A 26324-nucleotide genomic window follows, 5' to 3' on the forward strand; every position below is an offset into this window, starting at 1 on the left:
TGGCTTCATACTTTGGTTTTATGATTGACTTTTCTTTCCCCAAACAGACCGTCCACTTCCGTTTAAGCCTGTGAACACAATGGTTGGAACACGTGGTGATGCCTCCCAATCGAGCTCACGAACAACGTTCAATTTCAAGGAGCCAACAGTCAGAATTCCTGTAGTTGAATTATACGACCATGTTCCGGTTACCGCACCGGTTGCTTTGTGATCCAAGCTCAACGTCATGGCTGATGAGGTTTGCTGCTTTTTGTACTGGTAATTTAAGGTGATAACCTCCCAGCTACCAGTCAGGTCACTTTCAGCAATAGCATCCTGTGGAACGGCCGCGTAACGCTCGGGTAATACAACCGGCCACCCATCCTCTGTCCATTCAATTTTTCGCACATGTCCCATCATAATAGCGTTGCTATATGCATTGCCATTGGTGTTTGCTGGAAGTCGGGCCTGCGAACAGTAATACCATTGATTGTTGGTTTCGTCTTTAAATACACAGCAATGCGAAAATCCTACCCAACCAGAGTGATTATTGAATTTATACGGATGTGTAATTATCGGGAAGCAATCGCTTCCGCTGGCTGTCGACCCATCATATGAATAATAAGGTCCTCTAATACTTCTGGCCCGGCAGACTCTGGTGTTATAAGCCACTGACAATTCATCGTAAGCCAGGAACAAATAGTAATAGCCGGTTTCAGCGTTATACATGATTTCGGGACCTTCTGAGGCTTGCCATCTTGAGCCATCCGAACGAGTGTATATTCGGGTGCCCCAGGTTGATTCATCGTTGATATCGAATTTGTGTAAAGGAAGACCAGTATCAGGGTTTAATTGAATGGCAACAATACCACTATGCCAGGAGCCGTAAATCAACCAGTTTTCACCTTCCGGTGTCACAATCATGCTCGGATCAATGGCATTGTATTTAAAGTAAGCGCTCCAGTCGTTCAAACTGCTTCGCGACCAATCGGTACCTCTATCCGATACAGAACAGACAACCATTCCGTGATCTACCCACTGGTTACTTGACAAATCCGATGTCTCCATCATGCCTATAAAAGCCTTCTCGGTCCACGAACCGTCGAAGTTGTCAGCCGTATTTACTTTACCTGTTTTGATATAATTGTCGACCACTACGCTATAGTACATACGGTAGTTGTTGCCAACTTTGCGAATAACCGGCGCCCAGAATCCATACCTGGGCGAATCGATTGGACTAAGGCCAACACGCGCCCGCATATTGTTCAGGGTATCTTTCACCCAGGCCGGCTCGGTCGACATAGCCATTCCAATAAAATCCCAATGGACCAAATCTCTGGAACGACGTGCCAGAAAGTGACCGTGACCAACATGCGCGTTGCCATAAGATGCATCGGTGGAATACATGTAATAGTATGTTCCATCGAAAACCACACTCGGGTCGTGCACATTTGCCAGGTTCCATTGAGAACGGTCACTCCACGAAGCTATCGCAGAATAGTCGTCCGCGTAAGTTGGTGCGGTGTAATCTGTCGTCGTGCCAGGCTCCTTCGTTTTGATGCCTGTAGGTGCTATTTCGTCTTTTGTACACCCTGCAAGTGACACGGCAATTATGCTGACAGATAAAATGAGTAAATACTTTAGTTTCACGGATCATGAATTTATGTTAGAAACTCCCTTATCGACAAAAAATACGTCGATAAGGAAGTCTCTAATTTTAGAGTATGATTCCTACTTTACAACTGGATGAACACTCCATTTTGCTAAGAAAGCAGGTCCATTATCTTCGTTCTTGTTTGCCGAGTTACCTACAAGGTTCGGGTTGGCATCAAGAGTAGATTGATAAATTGGGAAATATTCATGTCCCTTGTTGTAGTATTGGAACGATGAAGCGCTGGCGGTTTCAGCGGTAAGCTCATCAGTATTGGCTGTGCCATCGAGCTTATAATAACCGTGTTGAATCAACTGATTCATCCGACCAGCATCGTAGAAAAATCCCCAACGAAGCAAGTCGATACCACGTCCGTTTTCACAACCAAATTCTTTAGGACGCTCAACGTTGGCTATTTGCTCGAAAAGAGCATCAGCAGTCGGGAAGTCCGCAAGTTGAAGATCGGGAAGAGCAACGCGTTCACGTACCTGGTTAATGTAATCGATAGCCGTTTGTGTTGGGCCATTGATTTCATTTTCGCATTCTGCTGCACGCAGTAAAACATCGCTGTAACGCATCAGGCGCAAGTTGATACCATTATGCAAACCTGTAGTAACAGAATTGATAATGTTGGTTCTTGCATAGGTCCACTTAGCAATTGATATACCGCCCTGAGCAGTGTTCGATACAGGAGTTTCCGTAATGTCGGTTTGATAAACCGTGTTGGTACGAGGATCTCCATTAGGATATGCCGCAGTTTTCACGCCGGTATCGCTATTGTATTCATCTTCGTATGTAACCAACGTCCAGTATAAACGGGGATCGAGACGACCATCAGTACATTTCTCTTTTTTGAACAGGTTATACAACCAGGGAGAGCCAGCCAGGTCACCCCAGCTACCGAATACCTGAGAAGCATAGTTACTTTCTACAGCGTTCCCCTGAGTCGCTTCCGAGCTAATATTTACCGGAGTCCACTCTTCATCGGTACCACCTGTGCCATAATCCATAAATTGAACTTCGAAGAGGCTTTCTGCATTGTTTTCATATGCCGGTCCTTCTCTGAAGTTGTCACCATAGTCTGCCATCAGGTGATAGCTTCCGTACTTGCCAGCGATGATGTCTTTCAGTACGGTATAAGCTTCAGCATATTTATGACGGAACATCAGTACACGAGCCAGATATCCGGCAGCAGAACCGCATGTCGCACGACCTTTAGCCCATTCGCCACCATCATCCCGTGAAGGCAAGATTTCCATAGCCGTTTTGAGGTCAGTCTCAATCTGGTCAAACACTTCGTCTTGCGTATTATTCGAGGCATACATGGTATTGATGTCAGAATATGAAGCATAGTCTGTAATCAATGGAACCGTCTGGTAATAGGTAGCCAGGTTATAATATGCCAACGACCTGAGGAAGAGAGCCTGTCCTTTAATTTGATTATAGGCATCCTGAGACATATCAACATTATCAACTTTCGACAAAACAAAGTTTGTGCGGTTAACCACATGGTAGTTGTCACGCCATGGCCACAAGTTACCGATTGCGTCTGTAGCTGTTGCGTTAAGGTTATCGTACGCCAAATACCATTGCTGAGATGAGTTCCAGACTTCGTCTCCACGTACAGCATCCAAAGTATAGCCAACGCGGGCAAATGTACCTTCGAGGCGAATACGGTTGTAGCACGCGATGATGGCCTCCTGAAGATCTGATTCTGTATTACCAAAATCGTAGGTTGTCTGATTGTTCGGGTTCACAACATTGAGTTTGTCATTGCAGGACGACATGCCCACAATAAGCGCCAACGTTGCTAATATTATAGTTAATCTTTTCATATCGATATCCTATTTATTATAGATAGATTACATTTTTAGAATGAGAAGTGTACTCCGGCCATTATGGTTCGTGGTGTTGGATACGAAGCATAGTTGTAACCAGGAGTGAATGTACCTCCTGCGAAGTCTACGTTGTAACCTTTGTATTTAGACAGTGTGGCCAAATTCTGACCCGATACGTACACGCGAACGCCGTTAACATAACCACCGAACCATCTGTCAGGAAGGTTATATCCCAACTGGACGTTACCAATCTTCAGATATGATGCATCCTGAATGAAACGCTGACTGAACATATCGTTGGTGATTGATCCCGTCGATTTGTATGCTACGCGAGGCACATTGGTGTTTGTGTTATCCGGTGTCCAGGCATTCAACAGATCAACGCTTTTGTTGAGCGCACCATAGGAACCGTGCAATGTGAGGTCAACAAAATCTACTGCTTTGAATTTTAAAGCTCCGAATGTCGATACGCTCAGGTCAAAACCTTTCCATTCAACACGTGCATTCAGACCGTAACTAATCTTAGGTAAACCGCTCCCCAGGAATGTTTGGTCATCGGCTGTAATTTCACCATCGTTGTTGAGGTCGGCATACGCAATATCACCTGGTTGTGCTCCGTTCTGATTGACGTGATTACCTTTCGAGTTAACACGATTATCTATCTGGTCCTGCGACTGATATATCCCCTGAGAAACGTAACCATAGAATGAGCCTACTTCACGACCTACCTCCGTGCGGCAGTAACCATCGGTACGAGGTTCGTCTGAAACCCCCAGCTTCGTTACCTCGTTCTTGAGGGTAGATACGTTTGCAGAAATGTCATACTTAACAGCATGTTGATGATTGTGATATGCAAGCAGGAACTCAAGACCTGAGTTGATCATGGTTGCAGCGTTCATCGTCACAGTAGTGTTGGTAGCACCTGCACTGCTTGGTACTGCTACACTGTAAAGAAGGTCTTCTGATGTCGCCTTGTACCAATCAAAAGTAAACTCCAACTTATTGTCGAACATACCGAGGTCGAGACCAACGTCAACAGTTTTCTTCTTTTCCCAATGAATGGCTGTGTTTACATAGTTTGAGATTGCTGATCCGGTAACTTTATTATTTCCAAAACTATAGGTATAGTTACCTCTCGACATCACATCCATATATTGGTATTCACCGATGTTCTCATTACCCAGTTCACCATAGCTACCGCGAACCTTGAGTAGGTTGATAATCGACTTGGGTACAGGGAAGAAGTTTTCACGCTCAATACGCCAACCTCCTGATACAGATGGGAACCAGCCCCAACGGTCCGTTGCAGAAAGACGGCTGGATCCATCGCGACGTGCTGTTGCCGAAAGAAGGTATTTCTGATCGAAATTATAGTTGATACGACCGATATACGATGCCAATACGTGTTCGGTCTCATGGCTGGTTGAAGACGTCGTCGCTGCGTTGTTTACTTGCAGGAAGTATGGTTCAGGCAAGTTAACACCTTTGCCTGTGAGCGTGTGAAAGAGCTCGTGCTCGAATGTTTGACCCACAACTACATTGACGTGATTGCGTCCGAATTTACCATCGTAGGTGACGGTGTTTTCTATCAGTGCATCACTATAGTTACGATACCCCTCTGACAGATTTTCGTTACTCTTTGCCAGGTAGTTTGTTGTGCTCTGTATAAATGCAGGCACGAATGTCAAATCCTTGGCAATGGTTTTGCTGTACGACAAGTTAAGGTTGTAATTCAACTTGTGATTGCTACTCTGAAGACCAATCATGTTGATCAGGTCAACATTGGCTGACCCTGAAGCTACAATGCGATCAACTTTTGTGTTCCTCTTTAGCAGATTATTTTCCAGTAGAACGTTCGTTACACGCAGGTCTCCATGAACGTCATCGTAGTAAGTACCGTAACCGTAAGAGTCGTAATGGTATTCTGTTGCAGCGGGAAGTTTGTCATCAAGAACCCAGGTAGATGGATCATAAGCTTTGATGGTTGGAGGCAAAAGCAAAACCGAAGCCATCACAGGATATTGTGCACCATATAATCCTTGCACATACTCGTTGGCATTGCTGAGCGCCATATTATCCTGATCGCTGTGGCTATATACTACGTGCGTTTGAATTTTGACAAACTTCGTATCCATGGTATTGTTGATACGGGCCGTATAACGGTTGAAGTTAGGACCTGCACCTTCCATGGTTCCTTGCTGACCATAGTAGTCGAGTGCAATATTATACGTATTGTTTTCGCCACCTCCCGAGAGGTTAACGTTGTGATCCTGACGAATACCTGTTTTAAACGCCGCATCGAACCAATCAGTGTTCACTTTGGGCGTACCATCGGCGTTATACAAAGATTTTGGGCTTGTAGGATCGTATCCCGCAGGCACATCCATACCGCTGTTATTATATGCCATGGTGACGTACTGGCCATATTGTTTGGCATTCATCACATCATACACACCTTTCTGCACCTGGTCAAATCCATAGTAGCCGCTGTAGTCTATCTTCATGGGCTGGTTCTTCTTACCCTGCTTTGTGGTGATGATAACCACGCCGTTGGCAGCACGCGAACCATAAATTGCAGCAGCAGAAGCATCCTTCAGTACCTGAACACTTGCGATGTCGTTCGGCGAGAAATCACGGATGGATGTTCCCATCGGTACTCCATCGACCACATAAAGCGGTGCGGTGCTACCGAACGAACCTACACCACGAATACGTACGGTAGGATCAGCTCCCGGTTGTCCGTCGGATGTAATTTGAACACCGGCAACTTTACCTTCGAGCATGGTTGAGATGTTTGAGTGGGATGTCTTCTTCATCTCGTCAGTGTTAACAACGGCAACTGAACCGGTGAGGTCAACCTTTTTCTGTGTACCGTAACCGATTACCACCACTTGATCGAGTTTTTGTAAATCCGAAACCAATGTGATGTTACCGAGTTCTGTTTTTCCTCCAACGGCTACGTCCATACTTTTGTATCCGATAAAAGATATTTGTAGCGTAGCATCTGAAGGGACAGGAAGAGAGAAGTTACCATCAATGTCGGTAACCGTACCTTTGGTAGTACCCTTTACGGCAATAGTAGCACCGGGAATGGGTTGTCCTTTTTCGTCAACAATTTTACCTTTTACTGTTATATTGTCTGGCTGAGTCATTGACATCTGGCCGGCATTGCCGTTGCCATCTGCATAGGTTGCCGGTGCGAGCGCAAGCAATCCCGCCAGTATTAAAAATAAATATTTCATAGTATAAGTATTGTTATCTTATTGATTATTGAACAATTACGAGGTAATCCCCCTCTGTTACGAGTGCGCTGCTCAAATCAGCACTGTCGACTGTTATACCCGCATACTTTTGGAAATGCGTTTCGCCCGTGGCGTAAGTAACATTGTAAAGTACATCAGCCGTGTTGTCACCATTGTTTGTAACCGTGATGACTACCTTAGAGCCACTTATGCTTGATGCAAAAATGTCCCAATTCCAGTCAGAGGTCAGGGTAGCTGTGCCATAGCCGGTGCCCCATCCAAAGTTGTCCATTCGAACTACAGCATCAGCAGCATCAGCAGCATTACCGTCAGTATTCAAATTGCCAGCTTTACCAAGAGTCACACTAGGGCTGTGCCAATTTGAAGCATTGTCGGAGTAACAATACATTGTATATGTTTTACTCGAACCTGATGCGACGACTGCGGTATCCCCGTAAGTTGGCCACGGTGTCGAGAAGTCAGTAGCACCGATTTGACTTAGACCTTTTACAAGAGTCAACGGGCAAGTTGTAGTAACTGTGTCGGTTGCACCATAATAAGATATGACAGCGGACTGAGAACCGTCGGCAGCTGGTATCTTACTAAAATGAAGAGATGTGTTTGGTATAACACCTGTTGTATTATCTGAATATGTACCTGTTACTTCGAGACCTTGCGTATTGAATATGATAGAGTCGCTGTTGAAGTAATAGTATGTGGATATGTTTGGCTGGGTAGTAACCGCCAGACTTGCAACAGGCATTTTCACCTCTATATTGTAGTAGGTTGATACAGCCTGGGTATATGCACCTTGCTTGGTTTTGTTATAAGACACAATAACTGTCTTTTGACCAAGTGTAGTCAGATCAGGAATAACGTTGAATGATAAATCTGTCGTATCAACTTCGGTAGAAGATCCATCAGCAAAATAGACAGTAGCTGTCGCATTACCCCAGACATCTGCATTGCCTAACTCAGTAAAAGTAGGAGTTCCTTTAACAACAAGAGAGTCCGGATTAACGTCTTCAACTGTAGTTATTTTAGAAGGTAACAGGTATGCCTTTTTCATCAGAAAATGGCTGTTATCGCAGATCAAGTAAGCCACGATATCATCAGTGGCAGAAACCGGTTGTTGATAGGTTTCGACCAGTGTTGTACCGTTTGTTCCAACAGCAGTCGCTGTTACGAATGCATTGCCGGTAACCGAGTGATCAATATCGATTGAAACAGTAGCACCATCCATCGTTTGGCGGAAGTCGTCCCAAATATCGCCGTTACCGTTGGTATCGGGATAGTTTTGGGTAATCATGTTTAAGTCGAAATCACTGTTACCCCAGCCGTAAGCATCAGAACGGAGAACAAAGTATTCTGAATAGGCGGCATTGTCGTCGGTACTATGAGCTGCTAAATTGGCAACACATAGGTTCCAGTTGTTCCAGTTGTTTGCCTCAGAACCGTGGTTAACAAACTCCAAATGCAAGAGCTTGTTTGCCGGAACGGTAAAGTAATCAGAGAATGCAGTATGCCATGCGGAACTGTTATCTTCAGCTCCTACTATCGCTGTAGTGATAGTAAGGTAAGTCGTGTCACCTGTATCCATACTTGCTTTTGCAGCTGCAATTGAGTCGATCCTGCTCTGCAGGTCGGCGGGGGCACCAATTGAATAAGTATCCAACTTCTGGCACCCGGCAAAGCCAAATGCTGCCAAAACTGATGCGAACAAAACGCACCTCATCAGTTTAGTTGTTTTCATAGATTTAAATTTGATTGAATTCATCCTGTTTTATATTTATATGCGGTTCGTTTGTGTCGTAACTAACACGTCGATTTAGTTTCCTGAAATAGGGAATTTTTCTGCCGTCAATGTCAGCAGGCAGTTGGTCGTACTGCCTTTTCTCATTTGCATGGATGAGTTGAGAATTACCAGCTCCATCATTGGCGATGGTTCGGTCTGCGGCATTCAATCATGCTCAATCAACAGATTCATATTCCAGGCAGTCTCTTAAGGGAGTTACTGCCGATCTGACGATCAATGTATGTTCTTATTGGGATTGGTTGTGCCACAAGCGGACATGCCTGTAGCCGAAATAGCAGACCTGCAGAAGCAAAAAGCAGGTGCGTAACAACAGCTTTCAGTTTCATCATAGGATTGGTTTGAATCGTTTAATTAAGTAGGGTAAAAATAGATTAAGGAAGTGTGCTTAATGAGGACGAAAGGATATTTGAAGTGGACAAAACAGGAATTCATTCGTGCACTCCTAAACGAACAAACACAAACAAGATGTAAATCAAACACTTATTTTTTAGCTTGAAATTCTGAAGGACTCATCCCATAGAATTTTCGAAAGATGCGGCTGAAGTATTTGGGGTCGTTAAATCCAACCCGAAAAGCAATATCTGAGATCGGTTCGTTACTTTGCCGGATCATTTCCACCGCTTTTTTCAGTTTGTAGGAATTGATGAAATCGGTAATATTCTGATCGGTCAGCGCCTTGAGTTTTTTGTACAACAGACTGCGACTGACAAACATTTCGCCGGCAAACTGAGCTGCAGAAAACTCCGGCTCGGTATACTTCTTTTCTAAAACATCGTAAGCCCTGTTCAGGAATTCTTTATCCAACGGATTGCTGGCAATTTCATTCACCGTAGCTTCATGTGTTGTGCTGAACATTTTCTTCAATTTCCTGCGACCTTCTATCAGGTTTTTCATTCGGGCCTGTAAAACCTGCAGATTAAAAGGTTTTGGTATGTAATCATCTGCTCCGGTCTCCAAGCCTTCAACCAGGTTTTCAACCATTGTCTTAGCAGTCAGTAATATCACAGGAATGTGACTCGTTTGAATTTCCCTCTTCAAACGACTGCACAACTCGATACCATCCATAACCGGCATCATCACGTCACTAATGATTAATTCCGGCGAATATTTTTTTGCCAATGCGAAACCTTCGTCTCCGTTTCCGGCTCCAATGATTCGGTAATCATTTCTCAATGTTTGAGTAAGGAACGTGCGCAAATCAAAATTGTCTTCCACAATCAGAACCAATGGCTTCGATTTGGCTTCCTCATCTTCCACCGTCGCGTCCAAATCTTCCTCAACAGCATCATAGTTTATGTTCTGAGCCAGCACATCCACTTTTCCCTGCAAATTCACCTCCATCGGAACAGCTGTTTGATCCAGCTCCTTCTCCTCAAACCGATCTTCCGTGTAGGGTAATAAAACTTCGAAACTGGTTCCACTTCCTTTTTCGCTTTCCACTTTAATTTCGCCGTGAAGGGCCTGGACCAGTTCGAACGTCAGTGCCAACCCGATTCCGGAACTTTTCAGGTTCGCGCCTTTCTCTTCACTAACCTTGTAAAAACGTTCGAAAATAAACGGCAAATGCTCTTTGTCGATTCCTTTTCCTGTATCAACCACCTTAATGCTAACGTACGGAATAGGAAAATCACCGGTCGCTTTTTCATGCACAAAGCTGACCTCCATTTTGATGTTTCCTTTGGGCGGAGTGTTTTTAAAGGCATTCGAAAGCAGATTGTACAAAATGTTCTCCAGCTTTTCTCCATCGAACCAGGTCTCTGCGGGAGCCTTTTTAGAATCGAACACATAATCCACTTGCTGATGCTGGGCCAAATCCTGGAAAGACTCAAATATCTGGAATAAAAATTCGTGTAGATTTCCCTTACTTACCCGGAGATCCATCTTACCCGACTCTATTCGCCGGAAATAGATAAGCTGATTGATGAGATGCAGTAAGCGTTGCGCATTCCGATTAACAATCTTCAATGTATGCAACGTTTTCTTATCCCCTTTCAGGGTCTTCATCAACTCCTCAACTGGATCGATTATTAAAGTCAACGGCGTTCTGAATTCGTGCGATATATTGGTAAAAAAACGTAGCCGGAGCTGATTGACCAGTTTCACCTTCTCGTTCAACGCGATCAATTCGTCACGCTGTTGTCCAATTTTTTTGTTCTGTTTTTCCAGTGCCTGCTTCTGTCCCTCAATCAGTTTCTGCCGTTCACCCAATTCCTGATTAATATGTCGCAGGTTGTCTGCCTGATGACGAAGGGTTTCTTTCTGTTCCTCAATTTTCTCGGTCCGCTCTTTCACCTGAAGCTCGAGTTTCCGCTTTTGTTCTTTGAGGAAACGGGTGCGATAGCGTATGTACGCCATCACCATGAAAATCACAAATACAATGAACAACACTCGGAACCAGGCCGTATCGTAAAAAGGAGGATGAACGATGATTTTCAGTTCTGCCGGTTTATCGGACCAAATGCCATCGCTATTGGTTGCCTTGACCTTGAACGTGTAAACACCTCCCGACAAATTGGTGTAGTTCGCAAACCGACGGGTAGCCGGCACCTCCACCCAATCCTGATCGACACCTTCCATTTTGTAGGCATATTTTATCTTTTCAGGAAGGAAATAATCGAGCGCGGAAAACTCAATGGAGAAGACCGCGTCTTTGTATGACAGCTCCACCTGTTTTGTTTCCGAGATTGACTTCTTCAGAATAATGTTCGAGTGGTATTTTTGCCCAATCTTAACCGGCGTGTTGAACACCGAGAAATTTGTAAAAGTTGGGGTGGTCGATTCTCGGTATAATTCAATATCCGCCGCGTTGAAATAATTCAATCCGGCAATGCCGCCAAAATACAGATTGCCCTGGGCATCTGCGTCGGAAGCAGACCAATAGAACTGGTCGCTCAACAATCCATCCTTTACAAAAAAGTTCTGGAATTCATCCGTATTCGGATTGAACTTCGACAACCCTTTATCGGTACTAATCCACAGGTTTCCCTGAAGATCCTCTTCAATGGCATAAGCCACGTTGTTGCAAAGTCCGTTCTTTTCGTTAAAATGAACAAAGTGCCCTTTTCCGTTCCCCTCATCGATATACTTACAGATGCCATCGCCGTAGGTTCCAATCCAGATGGTTCCATTCCTGGATTCATGCAACGAAATCACATAATTCCCCGGAAGGGAAAGAGAGTCACCCGGTTCATTAAAGTAAACCTGGTAACGGATGGAATCGAGTTGAGCAATGTTATCCAGCTGACTGGTATCTATCCGGTAAAGTCCGTTTCGTGTGCCAATCCAAAGGCGCTTATGGTGGTCCACCAGAATGCAACCAACCTGCAACGGTTCCGTTAGGTTCATCTTGTCGTGGACATGGGCAAATACGTCATTGTTTAGGTTGAGAATATCCAATCCGCCCAGTGTTCCCAGCAGCAGTCTGTTCTGGTCCAGTTCGGTAATCGATGAAATGAAATCGGAACATATGCTCTGTGAATTGGTATCATTGTGACGGAACGTTTGAAATTTCCCTTGACTCAACGAGACCAACCGGTTCAAACCGCCTCCCCAGGTTCCCATCCATAGCTGGTGCCGACTGTTCCGGAAAATGGAAGTGACAAAATTACTTCCAATCGATCCCGGATCGTTTACATCGAACTCGAAGCGTTCAACCTTCTTTCCGTTATCCGTTACCCGGTTCAGTCCACCTCCTGCAGTTCCTACCCACAGCACATTCTTTTCTTTCAATATCGAATTGATGGTATTGTGACTTAAGCTGTTAGGGTTAGCAGGATCATTTACCATCGAGTGAAAAGGCTTCTGATAAACATTGTAATAGTTTACTCCCCCCTTATCGGTGCCAATCCAAACGTCGCCTTCATCATCCGTTAAAATGCTGTTCACAAACGGATTGTTCAGGTTCTCATTCTTCTCGGCATTTCCACTCAAGTGGGCAAATGTATGAGTAGCAGGCTCAAAATAATTCAACCCGCCGAGCGTTCCGACGATAATATTCCCCAGTTTGTCTTCCTCGATAGCAGTAACCCTGAGGTGATTCAGGTCCGTCGGATCATTCACCTGGTCGGAATAGTAATAAACACGATCTTCCGAAGCATCGTATTCATACAAGCCGGTGTCGCTTCCCACCCAAATATTATCATTCGAATCGACGAAAACACTGGAGATACTCACTCCCTGAACAGCATTCCTGATTTGCTTGTATTTTGGGGAATCTTGCAATGTTTTCAAATTGATTACGGCCAGCCCCTCGCTCGTGCCTACCAGTGCAAGATCCTGATAAATGTTGATCTCATTGGTATGACGATTGGGCAATAAATCATTGTCCAGCTGATACGCTGTTGTATCGGTAGCTGAAAAGCGGATGTACCAAACGCCGTGACTTGCTGTTGCCACCCAAAGACGATTCTGCTGGTCGAACGCCAGGTGACTTATGGAATAATTGCTAAAAGTAGATGCGATGTTATGGGGCGTGTAAAACTGGTCATGACTGAAAAGATAATGTGCAAGGCCATTCCGGGTTCCCACCCAAATATCTCCTTTTTCATCTTCGCAGAGCGCCTGGACAAAGTTATCGGGCAAGCCAGCCGGCTCCGATTCCTTCCGGTAGGTTTTGAAACTGTATCCATCGTATCGGCACAGCCCATTCCATGTACCGAACCACATGAATCCCCGCTTGTCTTTCAGAATGTAATCGACAGTATTTTGAGGCAAACCATCGTTCGCTGTTAAAAACTGAAATTTATAGTCAACGTTCTGTGCCGCCACAGTTTTTCCACCATCAAACAGAAGCAGAATGAAAAGCAGACCCAATGACCATATCGTCGATTTCCTTGTAATCATCTGTTGTCAAATATAACACAAAGCCCCTACCATTTCACCAGAAGGTCTTTCACACGCAGCCTGTTTTAAAATATAAAAACTACAGTCCGATTACAAGTGTATTTTTGACACCTTTTATTATCTTCGTCGATTTTTTATGATACTACAAGCATTCATCGGGTGGTCAAACGGTCAGGACTCAAACATAAAAAAGCCATCCCTCAATGCTGAAGGATGGCTGAAATTCAGTTTTATTTAGTTATCAGGCCAGAAATGTCATCAACACACCGGCAGCAACGGCCGAACCGATAACTCCCGAAATATTACTGGCCATGCAGTATTGCAAAATATGATTACCCGAATCATGCTTCAAGGCAATTTCGTTCGCCACGCGCGATGCCATTGGGACTGCGCTCAATCCGGTAGCTCCCACCAGCGGATTGATTTTCTTTTTGGAGAACACATTGTACAGCTTCACTGCCACGATACCTCCAGCGATGGAAATAGCGAATGCCAGAAAACCGCCAACGATAATTCCCAACGTTTTGGGTTCCAGAAATACTTTGGCTGTCATGGTTGCGCCTACGGTCAGGCCCAGAAAAATGGTAGCCGAGTTCATGATGGTTGTGGTGGCCGCATCGGTCAGCCGCCCCACCGTGCTTCCTATTTCCTTCACCAGGTTGCCGAAGAACAACATCCCCAAAAGCGGAGTTGCTGTCGGCACCAGAATAGCAATCACGATGATCATCGAAATCGGAAACAGGATTTTCACCAACTTCAGATTTTTGATCTTATGCTTCGGCGGGAACAATTTGTCCTGCTCTTTCATGTTAATCTTTAACTCATTCTTCGAAACCAGACCTCTTACAACCATTGGGATAATCACCGGTACCAGCGACATATAGGAATAAGCCGCGATAGCGATCGGTCCCAGCAAATGAGGAGCCAGTTTGATGGTTGTGTAAATGGCAGTCGGACCATCGGCACCACCAATAATTCCGAGCGAACCGGCTTCACGAGGCGTAAAACCGAGCGAAATGGCTGCCAGAAAAACGGTGAAAATGCCAATCTGTGCTGCAGCGCCGAAAAATGCCAGTCGCAGATTTCGCAGCATCGGACCAAAATCAGTCAATGCTCCCACTCCCATAAAAATCAGTGGCGGTAACAAGCCGGTTTTAATCAATGCGTAATACAGAAAGTTCATGATGCCAAACTTGTGGGCAATCTCGAACAGGTTCATATAGTGCTCGTGTCCCAACTCAATGCTTTCGCCAGGCACAACGCCCATCTGGCCACCGGGAAGGTTTGCCAGAATGATACCAAAAGCAATTGGAATGAGCAGTAAGGGTTCGTATTTTTTCCGGATTCCGAGGTACAGGAGCACCGAGCCAATGAGCAACATCAGCAATACAGCAGGGTGCTCGAAGATCGCCTGGAACGCGGTCATTCGATACAGACTTTTTAAAATTTCCATGTTAATCAGGTTTCAGGCCTTACTTAATCCGGACCAGTACATCATCCTCTTCCACATCACTGCCACTGTTTTGAACAAGTTCCACGACCTGTCCGCCAGCATCGGCTTTTATGGCGTTGTATGTTTTCATGGCCTCGACATATCCCACCAAATCACCGGCACTAATGGTATCACCTACCTTGATGCCCGTTTCAGAGGAATCTTTCGTTAAGTAAAACTTACCTTCCAACGGAGCCAGAATCTCCCTAACTTTTCCATCAACGGCAGGTTTCGCAGCAGGCTGGTTATTTGTAGCTGCAGTAGCAGCAGGTACTTCAGCGACTGGTTGCTCATCGCCGTAAGAAACCGTTACTTTGAAATTCTCTCCGTCAACATTGATATTCATGGAAGTTGGCGCAAAATCGCCCGATGCGACCGGAGCCGGAGCTGCTGGTGCAGCAGATTCAGACCTGGTGTTCACTCCACTGCCTTCCGCTTTGCGCTTCACTAAATCTTCATTAAATGCCTTTTTGGCTTCGCCTGATTTGTATGCTCTGTACTGTTCGGGATGCATCGCCAGTTCAAGCAATTCTTCGTCATCCTGACCGTAGTCCCAACCTTTTTCGTCCATTTCCTTGCGGAAAGAATCGAGAGCATCCGGATACGGATCTTGCGGATGTCCGGTATAAAACTCTTTGCCCGCTTCTTTGGCAAGTTGGGCAAGTTCCGGAGCCAATTCTCCAGGCAGTTTTCCGGAGTAACCCAAAATCATGTCCCAGATGTTGTCGGCAATCATCGACCAGCGCTCTTTGCCTTTCTCCATCTGCATTACATTCATCAGCGCCAGATTCTTCACATACTGGCTAAAAGGAGTCACCAGTGGCGGATATCCCAGTTTGGGCCAGATGTACTTCACTTCATCGAAAAGCTTGATAAGCAAATCGTCCTGCGAAAGTTGTGGTTGATTGCGTTTGGCTTTCCATTTGTTCAGACTGGCCAGGTTATTTTCCAGGTCTGCCATCAAACTCCCCATCATTCCGCCGGGAAGACCGGGACCAATCAACAGAGAGTTGATGTAGCGGTTGCGCGGAGTAATATAATACCCCAGAAAATCGTCGATGAATTCCTGTGTCAGGCTGCGCACCTTCATGTACTCAGTCATGTTGATATTCGGCACATCAAAGCCGTCGTCCTTCAACATTTCATGAACAGAAAGCAGGTCGGCATGTCCTGTTCCCCACGAAAGCGGCTCCATGCCTACGTCGATGATATCTGCTCCTGCGCGAGCTACTTCCAGGATGGAAGCCATGGTGAAACCCGGAGTAGTATGTCCGTGGTATTCAATGATAATTTCGGGGTGTTTTTCCTTGATCCCGGCGGTAATTTTCCCCAACCATGCCGGGCGCCCAACGCCTGCCATGTCTTTCAGACAGATTTCATCGGCTCCTGCCTGAATTAAATCATCCGCCAGGTTGACGTAGTAGTCCACCGTATGAACATCGGAGTAAGTAAGCGAAAGTGCTGCCTGAGCAATCATTCCGCCTTCTTTGGCATATTTAATGGAATCTTTAATGTTACGCGGATCATTTAATCCACAAAATGAGCGGGCAATATCGGTTCCCTGCTTTTTCTTCACCTTGAACATCAGGCGACGCACATCAGCCGGGACGGGGCTCATTCGTATGCCGTTCAGGGCACGCTCGAGCATATGGGTTTGGATTCCTGCATCGTTGAAAGGCTGCGTCCACTCACGGACTGATTTATTCGGATTTTCACCAAAAAGGAGATTGATTTGCTCAAACCCACCACCGTTGGTCTCTACTCGTGCAAAACATCCCATATTGACGATATGCGGAGCTACCTTCATCAACTGATCCACCCGGGGAACATATTTCCCCGACGACTGCCACATATCACGGTACAACAGTGAAAATTTGATTTTTCGCTTCATAGTTAAATTCTTTTTGCCGAATCGGCACAGTTGTTTTATTGTTTTAAAGGTTTATTGGCTTGGGCTGGCGTGGGTGTCAGTCAAGTCAAAGTTTTTCGATATTGGTAATTTTTCCTTTGCCCTTGGTGGCGATGTTCACTGCGGCAGTGATGGCTGCCAGTTTCTTTCGACTAATTCCTTCGCCCGTATTGGATGGTAAGACCTTTTCTGCTTCCGGAAAATATTTGTTAACCAAGCGGATAATTACATTCCCGAAAACGACGACGAGGAAAAGAATCAGAAAAACAGTGATCATACCTACTCCAAGAAGCTTAAATGCCAAAGCATATTCACCACTCATAATCTAGATATTTAATGTTTTACATTTTTATATAAAAGTTTTCCCACGAAGGCCAATTTTAGTGATTAAAACATTCAAAATGAAACTAAATAGTGGCGCCAAAATTCACTTTTCGTTCAAACAAAAAAAGCCCTTCCGATTCGGAAGGGCCTTTAATATTCTGTATCAATTAATCAGTTAAGCTTCACCTTTGGGACCGAAATTCATCGGTATGCCCGGCTCGTGACCTTCAGCAATATTCTTGATGGGGCCATGAAGCGACTCATACTTCTGAATATTATCCTGCAAAGCCTTCATCAGCCTTTTGGCGTGCTCGGGGGTAAGAATTACCCTCGATTTCACCTTGGCCTTGGGAAGTCCCGGCATTACCCGGATAAAATCCACAATAAACTCGGTAGGTGAATGGGTGATGATGGCCAGATTGGAAAATGTTCCCTGGCCTACTTCATCACTCAATTCGATGTTCAACTGATTTTGTTGATTTTTATCTTCATTCATGGTAATACACTTTATTCAGCATCTACATTTTCAGATGCCTTGATGTCTACCAAACGATCGTACTCCTCACGTGAACCAACTACCAGGTTGCGGTATTCGCGCTTACCGGTACCAGCCGGGATGAGGTGTCCGCAGATGACGTTCTCTTTCAAACCTTCGAGGTAATCGACTTTACCGTTGATAGCGGCTTCGTTCAATACCTTGGTCGTTTCCTGGAACGACGCAGCTGACATCCACGATTTGGTTTGCAGTGCTGCACGGGTAATTCCCTGGAGTACCTGGTTTGAAGTAGCTGGTACAGCCGGACGTGCTTCCACAACCTTTTTATCGCGACGTTTCAGTTGCGAGTTTTCATCGCGCAAACGACGGGCAGTGATAATCTGTCCCGGACGCAGCGTTTCTGAATCACCCGGATCGTTTACAACCATTTTGTCGTAAATCCAGTCGTTTTCCTGGTTGAACTCGCTCTTATCGACAATTTGTTTTTCGAGGAAGCGGGTATCTCCCGGATCATCGATATCGACTTTGCGCATCATCTGACGAACAATTACTTCAAAGTGCTTATCGTTGATCTTCACACCCTGCATACGATAAACATCCTGTACTTCGTTCACGATGTATTCCTGAACTTCGGTCGGACCTTTAATCCTCAAAATGTCTGCCGGCGTAGTAGCACCATCAGAAAGCGGTGTACCTGCACGAACGTAGTCGTTCTCCTGAACCAAGATCTGACGAGACAGCGGAACCAGGTATTTCTTCACGTCGCCTACGCGCGAAGTGATGATAATCTCGCGGTTACCACGCTTGATTTTGCCCAACGATACTTCACCATCGATTTCAGAAACAACGGCGGGGTTCGAAGGATTACGTGCCTCGAAGAGCTCGGTTACCCTCGGCAAACCACCGGTAATATCGCCCGCTTTACCTGAAGCACGCGGAATCTTCATCAACACATCACCCGCTTTCACGGTAGCACCTTCGTCAACACTCAAGTGACCTCCTACCGGAAGGTTGTACGAACGCAACACCTCGCCATTCTCATCGAGAATACGCAGGGTCGGGTTCTTGGTTTTATCTCGGGTTTCAACGATTACTTTCTCCTTATATCCGGTCTGCTCGTCGGATTCTTCACGATAGGTAATTCCATCAATCAAATCCTGGTATGAAACGCGACCTTTGAATTCGGTAATAATTACACCGTTATACGGGTCCCATTCACAAAGTTTACTATCCTTGGTAATAGGCTCGCCTTCTTTCACGTAAAGTTTAGAACCGTAGGGCAGTGCATGTGTCGACAACGGAATACCCGTATTCTTGTCAACAATCTTCAACTCGGCCAGACGGCTGACAACGATATCCATGTCGTCACCGGCATCATCGGTCCATTCAACCGAACGTAGTTCTTCGAACTGTGCGATACCATCGTAACGGGCCACCACAGTAGACTGTGACGAAACGTTACCGGCAATACCACCCACGTGGAAGGTACGCAGCGTCAACTGAGTACCCGGCTCACCAATCGACTGGGCAGCAATTACACCAACCGACTCACCAGCAGAAACCATGTTACCTGTAGCCAGGTTGCGGCCATAACATTTGGCACAAACACCCACTTCAGATTCACAGGTCAATACCGAACGAATTTCTACGCGCTCGATGGGTGACTCGTCGATAACTTTCGCTATCTCTTCTGTAATTTCCTCTCCCGAACGGATGATTAGAGCACCGGTCATCGGGTGGTAAATATCATGAACAGTGGTACGACCCAAAATACGTTCATACAGCGATGCAACGATTTCTTCGTTGTTTTTAATAGCGCTGGCTACCAATCCACGCAATGTACCACAATCACTTTCTGAAATAATCACATCCTGCGCAACGTCAACCAAACGACGGGTCAAATAACCAGCATCGGCGGTTTTCAGCGCGGTATCGGCCAAACCTTTACGAGCACCGTGAGTAGAAATAAAGTACTCCAGTACCGAAAGTCCCTCCTTAAAGTTGGCCAAAATCGGGTTCTCAATAATCTGAGCACCTGTTGAACCAGACTTCTGAGGTTTCGCCATCAATCCACGCATACCACACAGCTGACGAATCTGCTCTTTCGAACCACGGGCTCCCGAGTCAAGCATCATGTAAATCGAGTTGAACCCCTGTTTGTCGGTGCTCAACGTTTGCATTACATTCTGCGTCAACTTGGCGTTAACGTGTGTCCAGATATCAATCACCTGGTTGTAACGCTCGTTGTTGGTAATGAAACCCATGTTGTAGTTGGCCATCACCTCTTCAACTTCGGCATAACCTTCGGCAACCATATCTGATTTTTCATCAGGAATGATCACATCATCAAGGTTGAATGACAAACCTCCACGGTATGCCATCTTATAACCTGTGTGCTTGATATCATCGAGGAACTGAGCGGTAACAGCGTTACTGGTACGTTTCAGGATCAATGAAATAATTTCGCGCAATGCCTTTTTGGTCAACAACTTGTTGATATAACCGGCTTCTTTCGGCACGAGCTCGTTGAAGATGATTCGACCAACAGTCGTCTCAATCATCGTCTCGGTCAGTTCACCGTTATCATCGAGGTCGGTTACTTTACAGTTGACAATTGCGTGTATTTCGGCTTTGCCTTCGTTGTGTGCAATAATTGCTTCTTCCGGAGAGTAGAAAGTCAAGCCTTCGCCCCGGGCACCTTTCCGTGGTTTGGTCATGTAGTACAGACCCAATACCATATCCTGAGAAGGAACGGTAATAGGAGCACCGTTGGCCGGGTTCAGCAGGTTGTGCGATGACAACATCAGCAACTGAGCCTCCAGAATGGCGGCATTACCCAACGGAAGGTGAACAGCCATCTGGTCACCGTCGAAGTCGGCGTTAAAACCGGTACATACCAACGGGTGCAGACGGATAGCTTTACCTTCGACCAGTACCGGCTGGAATGCCTGGATAGAGAGTCGGTGAAGCGTAGGAGCACGGTTCAGCATAACCGGATGTCCTTTCATCACGTTCTCCAGAATATCCCAGATAACCGGGTCTTTCCGGTCGACAATTTTCTTCGCTGATTTAACGGTCTTTACAATACCGCGCTCAATCAGTTTACGAATGATGAACGGTTTGTAAAGCTCGGCAGCCATATCCTTCGGAATACCACATTCGTGGATGCGAAGTGTCGGTCCAACCACAATTACCGAACGGGCAGAGTAATCGACACGTTTACCGAGAAGGTTCTGACGGAAACGTCCCTGCTTACCTTTCAGCGAGTCGGAAAGTGATTTCAGTGCACGGTTGTTATCCGTTTTCACTGCGTTGGACTTACGGCTGTTATCGAAGAGTGAATCAACAGCTTCCTGAAGCATACGTTTCTCGTTACGGAGAATCACTTCGGGAGCTTTGATTTCAATCAGTCGTTTCAAACGGTTGTTACGGATGATAACCCGACGATACAGGTCGTTCAGATCGGAAGTGGCGAAACGTCCACCATCCAACGGAACCAACGGACGCAGATCCGGCGGAATAACCGGAACTACTTTCACGATCATCCACTCCGGACGGTTACGGCCTTTCGACGCACGGAAAGCTTCAACTACCTGCAGGCGTTTCAACGCCTCGTTTTTCCGCTGCTGCGAAGTTTCGGTGTTGGCTTTGTGGCGAAGATCGTACGACATTTCATCCAGATCCAGACGCTCGAGCAGACGGTATAGTCCTTCGGCGCCCATATCAGCGATGAATTTGTCCGGATGATCATCATCCAGTCCCTGATTTTCCTTCGGCAAAGTCTCGATAATATCGAGATATTCTTCTTCCGTAAGGAAATCGAGATATTTTACACCATCATTACGTTTGATACCCGGGTTGATAACCACGTAGCGTTCGTAGTAAATGATGGAATCGAGTTTCTTGGTTGGCAAACCAAGCAGGTAACCGATTTTGTTCGGAAGTGATTTAAAATACCAGATGTGGGCTACCGGAACCACCAGTGAGATGTGTCCCATGCGCTCACGACGTACTTTCTTTTCTGTCACTTCCACACCGCATCGGTCACAAACGATACCGCGGTAACGGATGCGTTTGTATTTCCCGCAATGACATTCATAGTCTTTTACAGGCCCGAAGATCCTTTCACAGAAAAGACCGTCACGCTCGGGCTTATAGGTGCGGTAATTAATCGTCTCTGGCTTCAGTACTTCCCCGTGTGAACGTTCCAGAATTTCTTCCGGAGACGCCAAACTGATGGTGATTTTCGAGAAGTTACTTTTGACCTTGTTGTCTCGTCTGAATGCCATAATTTATCGAAAGAGTTTGTAAAGAATACAATATCTGAAGTATGGTGCTTCGGGAATACCGGGCATGTGAAACACACCCGGTTTACCCAAAGCTTAATATTCTACTACTCGAGGTTTACGCTCAATCCGAGTCCCCTGAGTTCGTGCAACAATACATTCAACGATTCGGGAATACCCGGACTTGGCATCGGATCGCCTTTTACAATGGCTTCGTAGGCTTTTGCCCTTCCGATGACGTCGTCGGATTTCACCGTCAGAATTTCCTGCAGGATGTGTGATGCACCGAATGCTTCGAGTGCCCAAACCTCCATCTCTCCAAAACGCTGACCACCAAACTGTGCTTTACCACCAAGCGGCTGCTGCGTAATGAGTGAGTACGGACCGATTGAACGGGCGTGCATCTTATCTTCAACCATGTGGCCCAGTTTCAGCATGTAGATAACACCTACAGTTGCCGGCTGGTCGAATGGTTCACCGGTTTCGCCATCATGCAGAACAGTTTTACCGAAGCGTGGTACACCAGCTTTATCGGTATATTCCGAAATTTCTTCCAGCGATGCACCATCAAAGATAGGAGTGGCAAATGTCAGTCCCAGTTCTTTTCCGGCCCATCCCAGAACGGTTTCGTAAATCTGTCCCAGGTTCATACGTGATGGTACACCCAGCGGGTTCAATACGATATCTACCGGAGTTCCGTCGGCCAGGAACGGCATGTCTTCGTCGCGGACAATCCGCGATACGATACCTTTGTTACCGTGGCGACCAGCCATCTTATCACCAATCTGCAGTTTCCGCTTTTTAGCGATATAAACTTTGGCCAGCTGGAGAATTCCGGCTGGAAGTTCATCACCGATGGTTACGTTGTAACGCTTACGACGGGCAACAGCTTCCGCTTCCTTGTACTTCATGATGTAGTTGTTCACAAGGTCGCGAATCATATCGTTCTTATCCTTATCGGTCGTCCATTTGTTTGGATTCACGTTCAGATAATCGATTACCTGCAGTTGTTTCAGGGTGAACTTGGTTCCTTTCGGAATGATATCCGTATTGAAGTAATCTTTTACACCCTGCGATGTTTTACCATTAACAAGGGTAAAGATTTTATCGTATAGAATTTCGTTCAGTTTTTCAATTTCAGCTTCAAACTCGCGGTCAATTTGTTCGAGCAAAGGCTTGCTGGTAATCTTGCCTTTTTTCTCTTTCATCACGCGGGAGAAAAGCTTCTTATCGATAACTACACCACGAAGTGAAGGAGAAGCTTTCAACGAAGCATCTTTCACATCACCGGCTTTGTCACCGAAGATAGCACGGAGCAGTTTTTCTTCCGGAGAAGGATCGGACTCTCCTTTCGGAGTAATTTTACCGATCATGATATCGCCGGGTTTCACATTCGCTCCAATGCGTATCAGACCATTTTCATCGAGATTGCGGGTAGCTTCTTCACTTACGTTCGGAATATCGGAAGTGAATTCTTCTGCACCACGTTTGGTGTCACGTACTTCGAGTGAGTACTCGTCGATGTGAACCGAGGTGAAGATGTCTTCACGGACAATCCGCTCAGAAACCACAATTGCATCCTCGTAGTTATATCCCTGCCAGGGCATGAAAGCAACTTTCAGGTTGCGTCCCAGTGCCAGCTCTCCTTTTTGAGTTGCATAGCCCTGAGTCATCAGTTCGCCTTTCGTTACCCGCTGGCCCTTAAAAACCATCGGTGTCAGATCGACACAGGTACCCTGGTTGGTTTTCTGATATTTTTGTAGATAATATGTTTTCGTATCCGAATTGAAGCTCACAAAGCGCTCCTCATCGGTCATATCATATTTAACAACGATTTTATTCGCGTCAACATAGTCGATAACACCATCGCCTTCAGCAGCAATCTGAACGCGGGCATCACGAACTACGTAGCCTTCCAGTCCGGTTCCAACAATCGGAGCTTCCGGACGCAACAGCGGAACAGCCTGACGCATCATGTTCGATCCCATCAATGCACGGTTGGCATCATCATGCTCGAGGAAAGTAATCAATGATGCAGCAATCGATGCAATCTGGTTAGGACCAACGTCCATCAGAGCGATCTCTTCAGGACCAGCAACCGGGTAGTCGGCGTCGAGGCGCGACTTAATGCGGTTGTTAACAAATTCGCCGTCTTCTTTCAGTGGTGCGTTTGCCTGAGCGATGATTTTACCTTCTTCTTCTTCAGCTGTCAGGTAAACAACGTCATCGTTGCTCAAACTTACTTTTCCGGTTTCTACCTTGCGGTAAGGAGTCGAAATAAATCCGAGGTCAGTAATCTTCGCAAATACACAGAGCGAAGAAATCAGACCAATGTTCGGACCTTCCGGGGTTTCGATCGGACACAGGCGACCATAGTGCGTATAGTGAACGTCACGAACCTCGAAACCGGCGCGTTCGCGGGACAGACCACCAGGACCGAGTGCCGACATACGACGCTTGTGCGTCATTTCGGCCAGCGGGTTGGTTTGATCCATGAACTGCGACAGTGCATTGGTACCGAAGAAGGAGTTGATAACCGAAGAAAGAGTCTTCGAGTTAATCAGGTCAACCGGGGTGAATACCTCGTTGTCACGAACATTCATCCGCTCACGGATGGTACGCGCCATACGGGCCAGACCTACACCAAACTGGTTGTACATCTGCTCTCCAACTGTACGAACACGACGGTTCGACAAGTGGTCGATATCATCGACATCAGTTTTCGAGTTGACCAGTTTTATCAGGTACTTGATGATTTCGATAATGTCCTCTTTGGTAAGCACGCGGGTATCCATATCAATGTTCAGCCCAAGCTTCTTATTAATACGGTAACGTCCTACTTCTCCCAGGTCATAACGAACTTCTGAGAAGAACAATTTTTCGATTACATCACGTGCGGTTGCATCATCCGGCGGCTCAGAGTTACGCAGCTGACGGTAGATGTGCAATACCGCTTCTTTCTCCGAGTTACACGGGTCTTTCTGCAAGGTATTGTAAATGATGGCATAGTCACCAACATTCTGCTCTTCCTTGTGCAGAAGGATCGTTTTTGCACCCGAATCAAGAATTTCATCAACGTGCTCGGGTTGAATAACCGTCTCACGATCGATGATTACTTCGTTACGTTCGATGGATACCACCTCACCGGTATCTTCATCGACAAAATCCTCTACCCATGTTTTCAGAACACGAGCAGCCAGTTTACGACCAACAACCTTTTTAATTCCCGATTTCGAAACCTTCACTTCATCAGCGAGACCGAAGATTTCGAGAATCTCCTTATCGCTCTCGTATCCAATCGCACGCAAAAGGGTGGTAACTGGTAGTTTTTTCTTCCTGTCGATGTATGCAAACATCACATTGTTGATGTCGGTTGCAAACTCAATCCAGGAACCTTTAAAAGGAATAATCCTTGCTGAATAAAGTTTGGTTCCATTAGCATGTACACTCTGACCGAAGAATACGCCTGGTGAGCGGTGCAGCTGCGATACAACTACCCTTTCAGCACCGTTAATGACGTATGAGCCACTGGGTGTCATGTATGGTACGGTGCCAAGATATACATCCTGAACCACCGTATCGAAATCTTCGTGCTCGGGATCGGTACAGTAAAGCTTTAATTTGGCTTTCAGGGGGACACTGTAAGTGAGCCCACGCTCGATACATTCGGTAATCGAATATCGGGGCGGATCGACCTGGTAATCGAGAAATTCGAGGACGAAATTATTTCGGGTATCAGTTATTGGGAAGTTCTCCTGGAAAACGCTACTCAATCCTTCGTTTTTCCGTTCTTCAGGAGAGGTTCCCAACTGGAAAAATTCTTTGAAAGATTTAATCTGCACCTCCAGAAAGTCGGGGTACTCGAACCTACTCTTGGTAGATGCAAAACTAATTCTTTGATTTACAGTATTTGAAGACATTATCGACCAAATTAAGGAACCTAAAATATAAACATAAAAAGGCTTAGAATCCCTTTCCGGGATTCTAAACCGTATATAACCTCAGAAGTACAGGTCAAAGTCTTATTTGAGTTCAACTTCAGCTCCAGCTTCTTCAAGTTGAGATTTAAGAGATTCTGCTTCTTCTTTCGAGACTTTTTCTTTGATGGCTTTCGGCGCACCGTCAACCAATTCTTTGGCTTCCTTCAGACCTACACCAGCTAATTCCTTAACCAGTTTTACTACGGCCAATTTTGAACCACCAGCAGCTTTCAGGATAACATCAAACTCAGTTTGAGCTTCTTCAGCGGCACCTTCGCCACCAGCAGCAGGACCAGCAACGGCTACAGCAGCAGCTGCAGGTTCGATGCCATATTCTTCTTTCAGGATCTCAGCCAGTTCAGTAACATCTTTTACAGTCAGATTTACCAGTTCTTCTGCAAGCTTTTTAAGATCTGCCATTTTCCTCGAGATTTAAATATTAAGTGATTAAATTTTTTAACTCTAAATT

The 26324-nt window shown here is 45.8% G+C and carries 12 protein-coding genes; all 12 read right to left on the bottom strand.

Annotated elements, in window-relative coordinates; translation table 11 throughout:
• Positions 1-18: 18 nt before the first annotated feature.
• A complete protein-coding gene (locus tag CLV93_RS00070; RefSeq protein WP_106540137.1) occupies positions 19-1629 on the bottom strand; it encodes an arabinan endo-1,5-alpha-L-arabinosidase in 1611 nt (536 codons plus the stop codon).
• An 81-nt stretch (positions 1630-1710) separates the two neighbouring features.
• Positions 1711-3465 (bottom strand): RagB/SusD family nutrient uptake outer membrane protein, encoded by a 1755-nt coding sequence (locus CLV93_RS00075; RefSeq protein ID WP_106540138.1) that lies wholly within the window; start codon positions 3463-3465, stop codon positions 1711-1713.
• A gap of 35 nt (positions 3466-3500) precedes the next feature.
• Positions 3501-6710, bottom strand: coding sequence for a SusC/RagA family TonB-linked outer membrane protein (locus CLV93_RS00080; RefSeq protein WP_106540139.1), 3210 nt, complete (start codon positions 6708-6710; stop codon positions 3501-3503).
• Positions 6711-6735: 25 nt separating this feature from the next.
• Positions 6736-8463, bottom strand: a complete 1728-nt coding sequence (locus CLV93_RS00085; RefSeq protein WP_106540786.1) for a hypothetical protein — start codon at positions 8461-8463, stop codon at positions 6736-6738.
• 543 nt (positions 8464-9006) lie between these two features.
• The gene (locus tag CLV93_RS00095) at positions 9007-13368 is read right to left on the bottom strand and encodes a hybrid sensor histidine kinase/response regulator transcription factor (protein ID WP_106540141.1); all 4362 of its coding nucleotides are present in this window, start codon (positions 13366-13368) and stop codon (positions 9007-9009) included.
• Positions 13369-13609: 241 nt separating this feature from the next.
• The gene (locus CLV93_RS00100) at positions 13610-14821 is read right to left on the bottom strand and encodes a sodium ion-translocating decarboxylase subunit beta (protein WP_106540142.1); all 1212 of its coding nucleotides are present in this window, start codon (positions 14819-14821) and stop codon (positions 13610-13612) included.
• A gap of 19 nt (positions 14822-14840) precedes the next feature.
• Positions 14841-16751 carry a biotin/lipoyl-containing protein gene (locus CLV93_RS00105; RefSeq protein ID WP_106540143.1) on the bottom strand — a complete coding sequence of 637 codons (1911 nt, stop codon included), beginning with the start codon at positions 16749-16751 and terminating at the stop codon, positions 14841-14843.
• A gap of 85 nt (positions 16752-16836) precedes the next feature.
• A complete protein-coding gene (locus CLV93_RS00110) occupies positions 16837-17091 on the bottom strand; it encodes an OadG family protein (protein ID WP_106540144.1) in 255 nt (84 codons plus the stop codon).
• Positions 17092-17268: 177 nt separating this feature from the next.
• Positions 17269-17589 carry a DUF3467 domain-containing protein gene (locus tag CLV93_RS00115; protein WP_106540145.1) on the bottom strand — a complete coding sequence of 107 codons (321 nt, stop codon included), beginning with the start codon at positions 17587-17589 and terminating at the stop codon, positions 17269-17271.
• Positions 17590-17600: 11 nt separating this feature from the next.
• Positions 17601-21878: a DNA-directed RNA polymerase subunit beta' gene (gene rpoC / locus CLV93_RS00120; RefSeq protein ID WP_106540146.1), complete on the bottom strand. Its 4278-nt coding sequence runs from the start codon at positions 21876-21878 to the stop codon at positions 17601-17603.
• A gap of 104 nt (positions 21879-21982) precedes the next feature.
• Positions 21983-25795: a DNA-directed RNA polymerase subunit beta gene (rpoB, locus tag CLV93_RS00125; RefSeq protein ID WP_106540147.1), complete on the bottom strand. Its 3813-nt coding sequence runs from the start codon at positions 25793-25795 to the stop codon at positions 21983-21985.
• Between the two features lie 102 nt (positions 25796-25897).
• The gene (gene rplL, locus CLV93_RS00130; RefSeq protein ID WP_106540148.1) at positions 25898-26275 is read right to left on the bottom strand and encodes a 50S ribosomal protein L7/L12; all 378 of its coding nucleotides are present in this window, start codon (positions 26273-26275) and stop codon (positions 25898-25900) included.
• Between the last annotated feature and the right edge of the window lie 49 nt (positions 26276-26324).

This window comes from Prolixibacter denitrificans (assembly GCF_003014495.1).
Classification (GTDB): Bacteria; Bacteroidota; Bacteroidia; order Bacteroidales; family Prolixibacteraceae; genus Prolixibacter; species Prolixibacter denitrificans.

Coding starts and splice junctions, on each gene's coding strand:
- rpoC (WP_106540146.1), bottom strand. CDS start 21,878: ATGGCATTCAGACGAGACAACAAGGTCAAAAGTAACTTCTCGAAAATC.
- CLV93_RS00110 (WP_106540144.1), bottom strand. CDS start 17,091: ATGAGTGGTGAATATGCTTTGGCATTTAAGCTTCTTGGAGTAGGTATG.
- CLV93_RS00115 (WP_106540145.1), bottom strand. CDS start 17,589: ATGAATGAAGATAAAAATCAACAAAATCAGTTGAACATCGAATTGAGT.
- CLV93_RS00080 (WP_106540139.1), bottom strand. CDS start 6,710: ATGAAATATTTATTTTTAATACTGGCGGGATTGCTTGCGCTCGCACCG.
- rpoB (WP_106540147.1), bottom strand. CDS start 25,795: ATGTCTTCAAATACTGTAAATCAAAGAATTAGTTTTGCATCTACCAAG.
- rplL (WP_106540148.1), bottom strand. CDS start 26,275: ATGGCAGATCTTAAAAAGCTTGCAGAAGAACTGGTAAATCTGACTGTA.
- CLV93_RS00095 (WP_106540141.1), bottom strand. CDS start 13,368: ATGATTACAAGGAAATCGACGATATGGTCATTGGGTCTGCTTTTCATT.
- CLV93_RS00105 (WP_106540143.1), bottom strand. CDS start 16,751: ATGAAGCGAAAAATCAAATTTTCACTGTTGTACCGTGATATGTGGCAG.
- CLV93_RS00085 (WP_106540786.1), bottom strand. CDS start 8,463: ATGAAAACAACTAAACTGATGAGGTGCGTTTTGTTCGCATCAGTTTTG.
- CLV93_RS00075 (WP_106540138.1), bottom strand. CDS start 3,465: ATGAAAAGATTAACTATAATATTAGCAACGTTGGCGCTTATTGTGGGC.
- CLV93_RS00100 (WP_106540142.1), bottom strand. CDS start 14,821: ATGGAAATTTTAAAAAGTCTGTATCGAATGACCGCGTTCCAGGCGATC.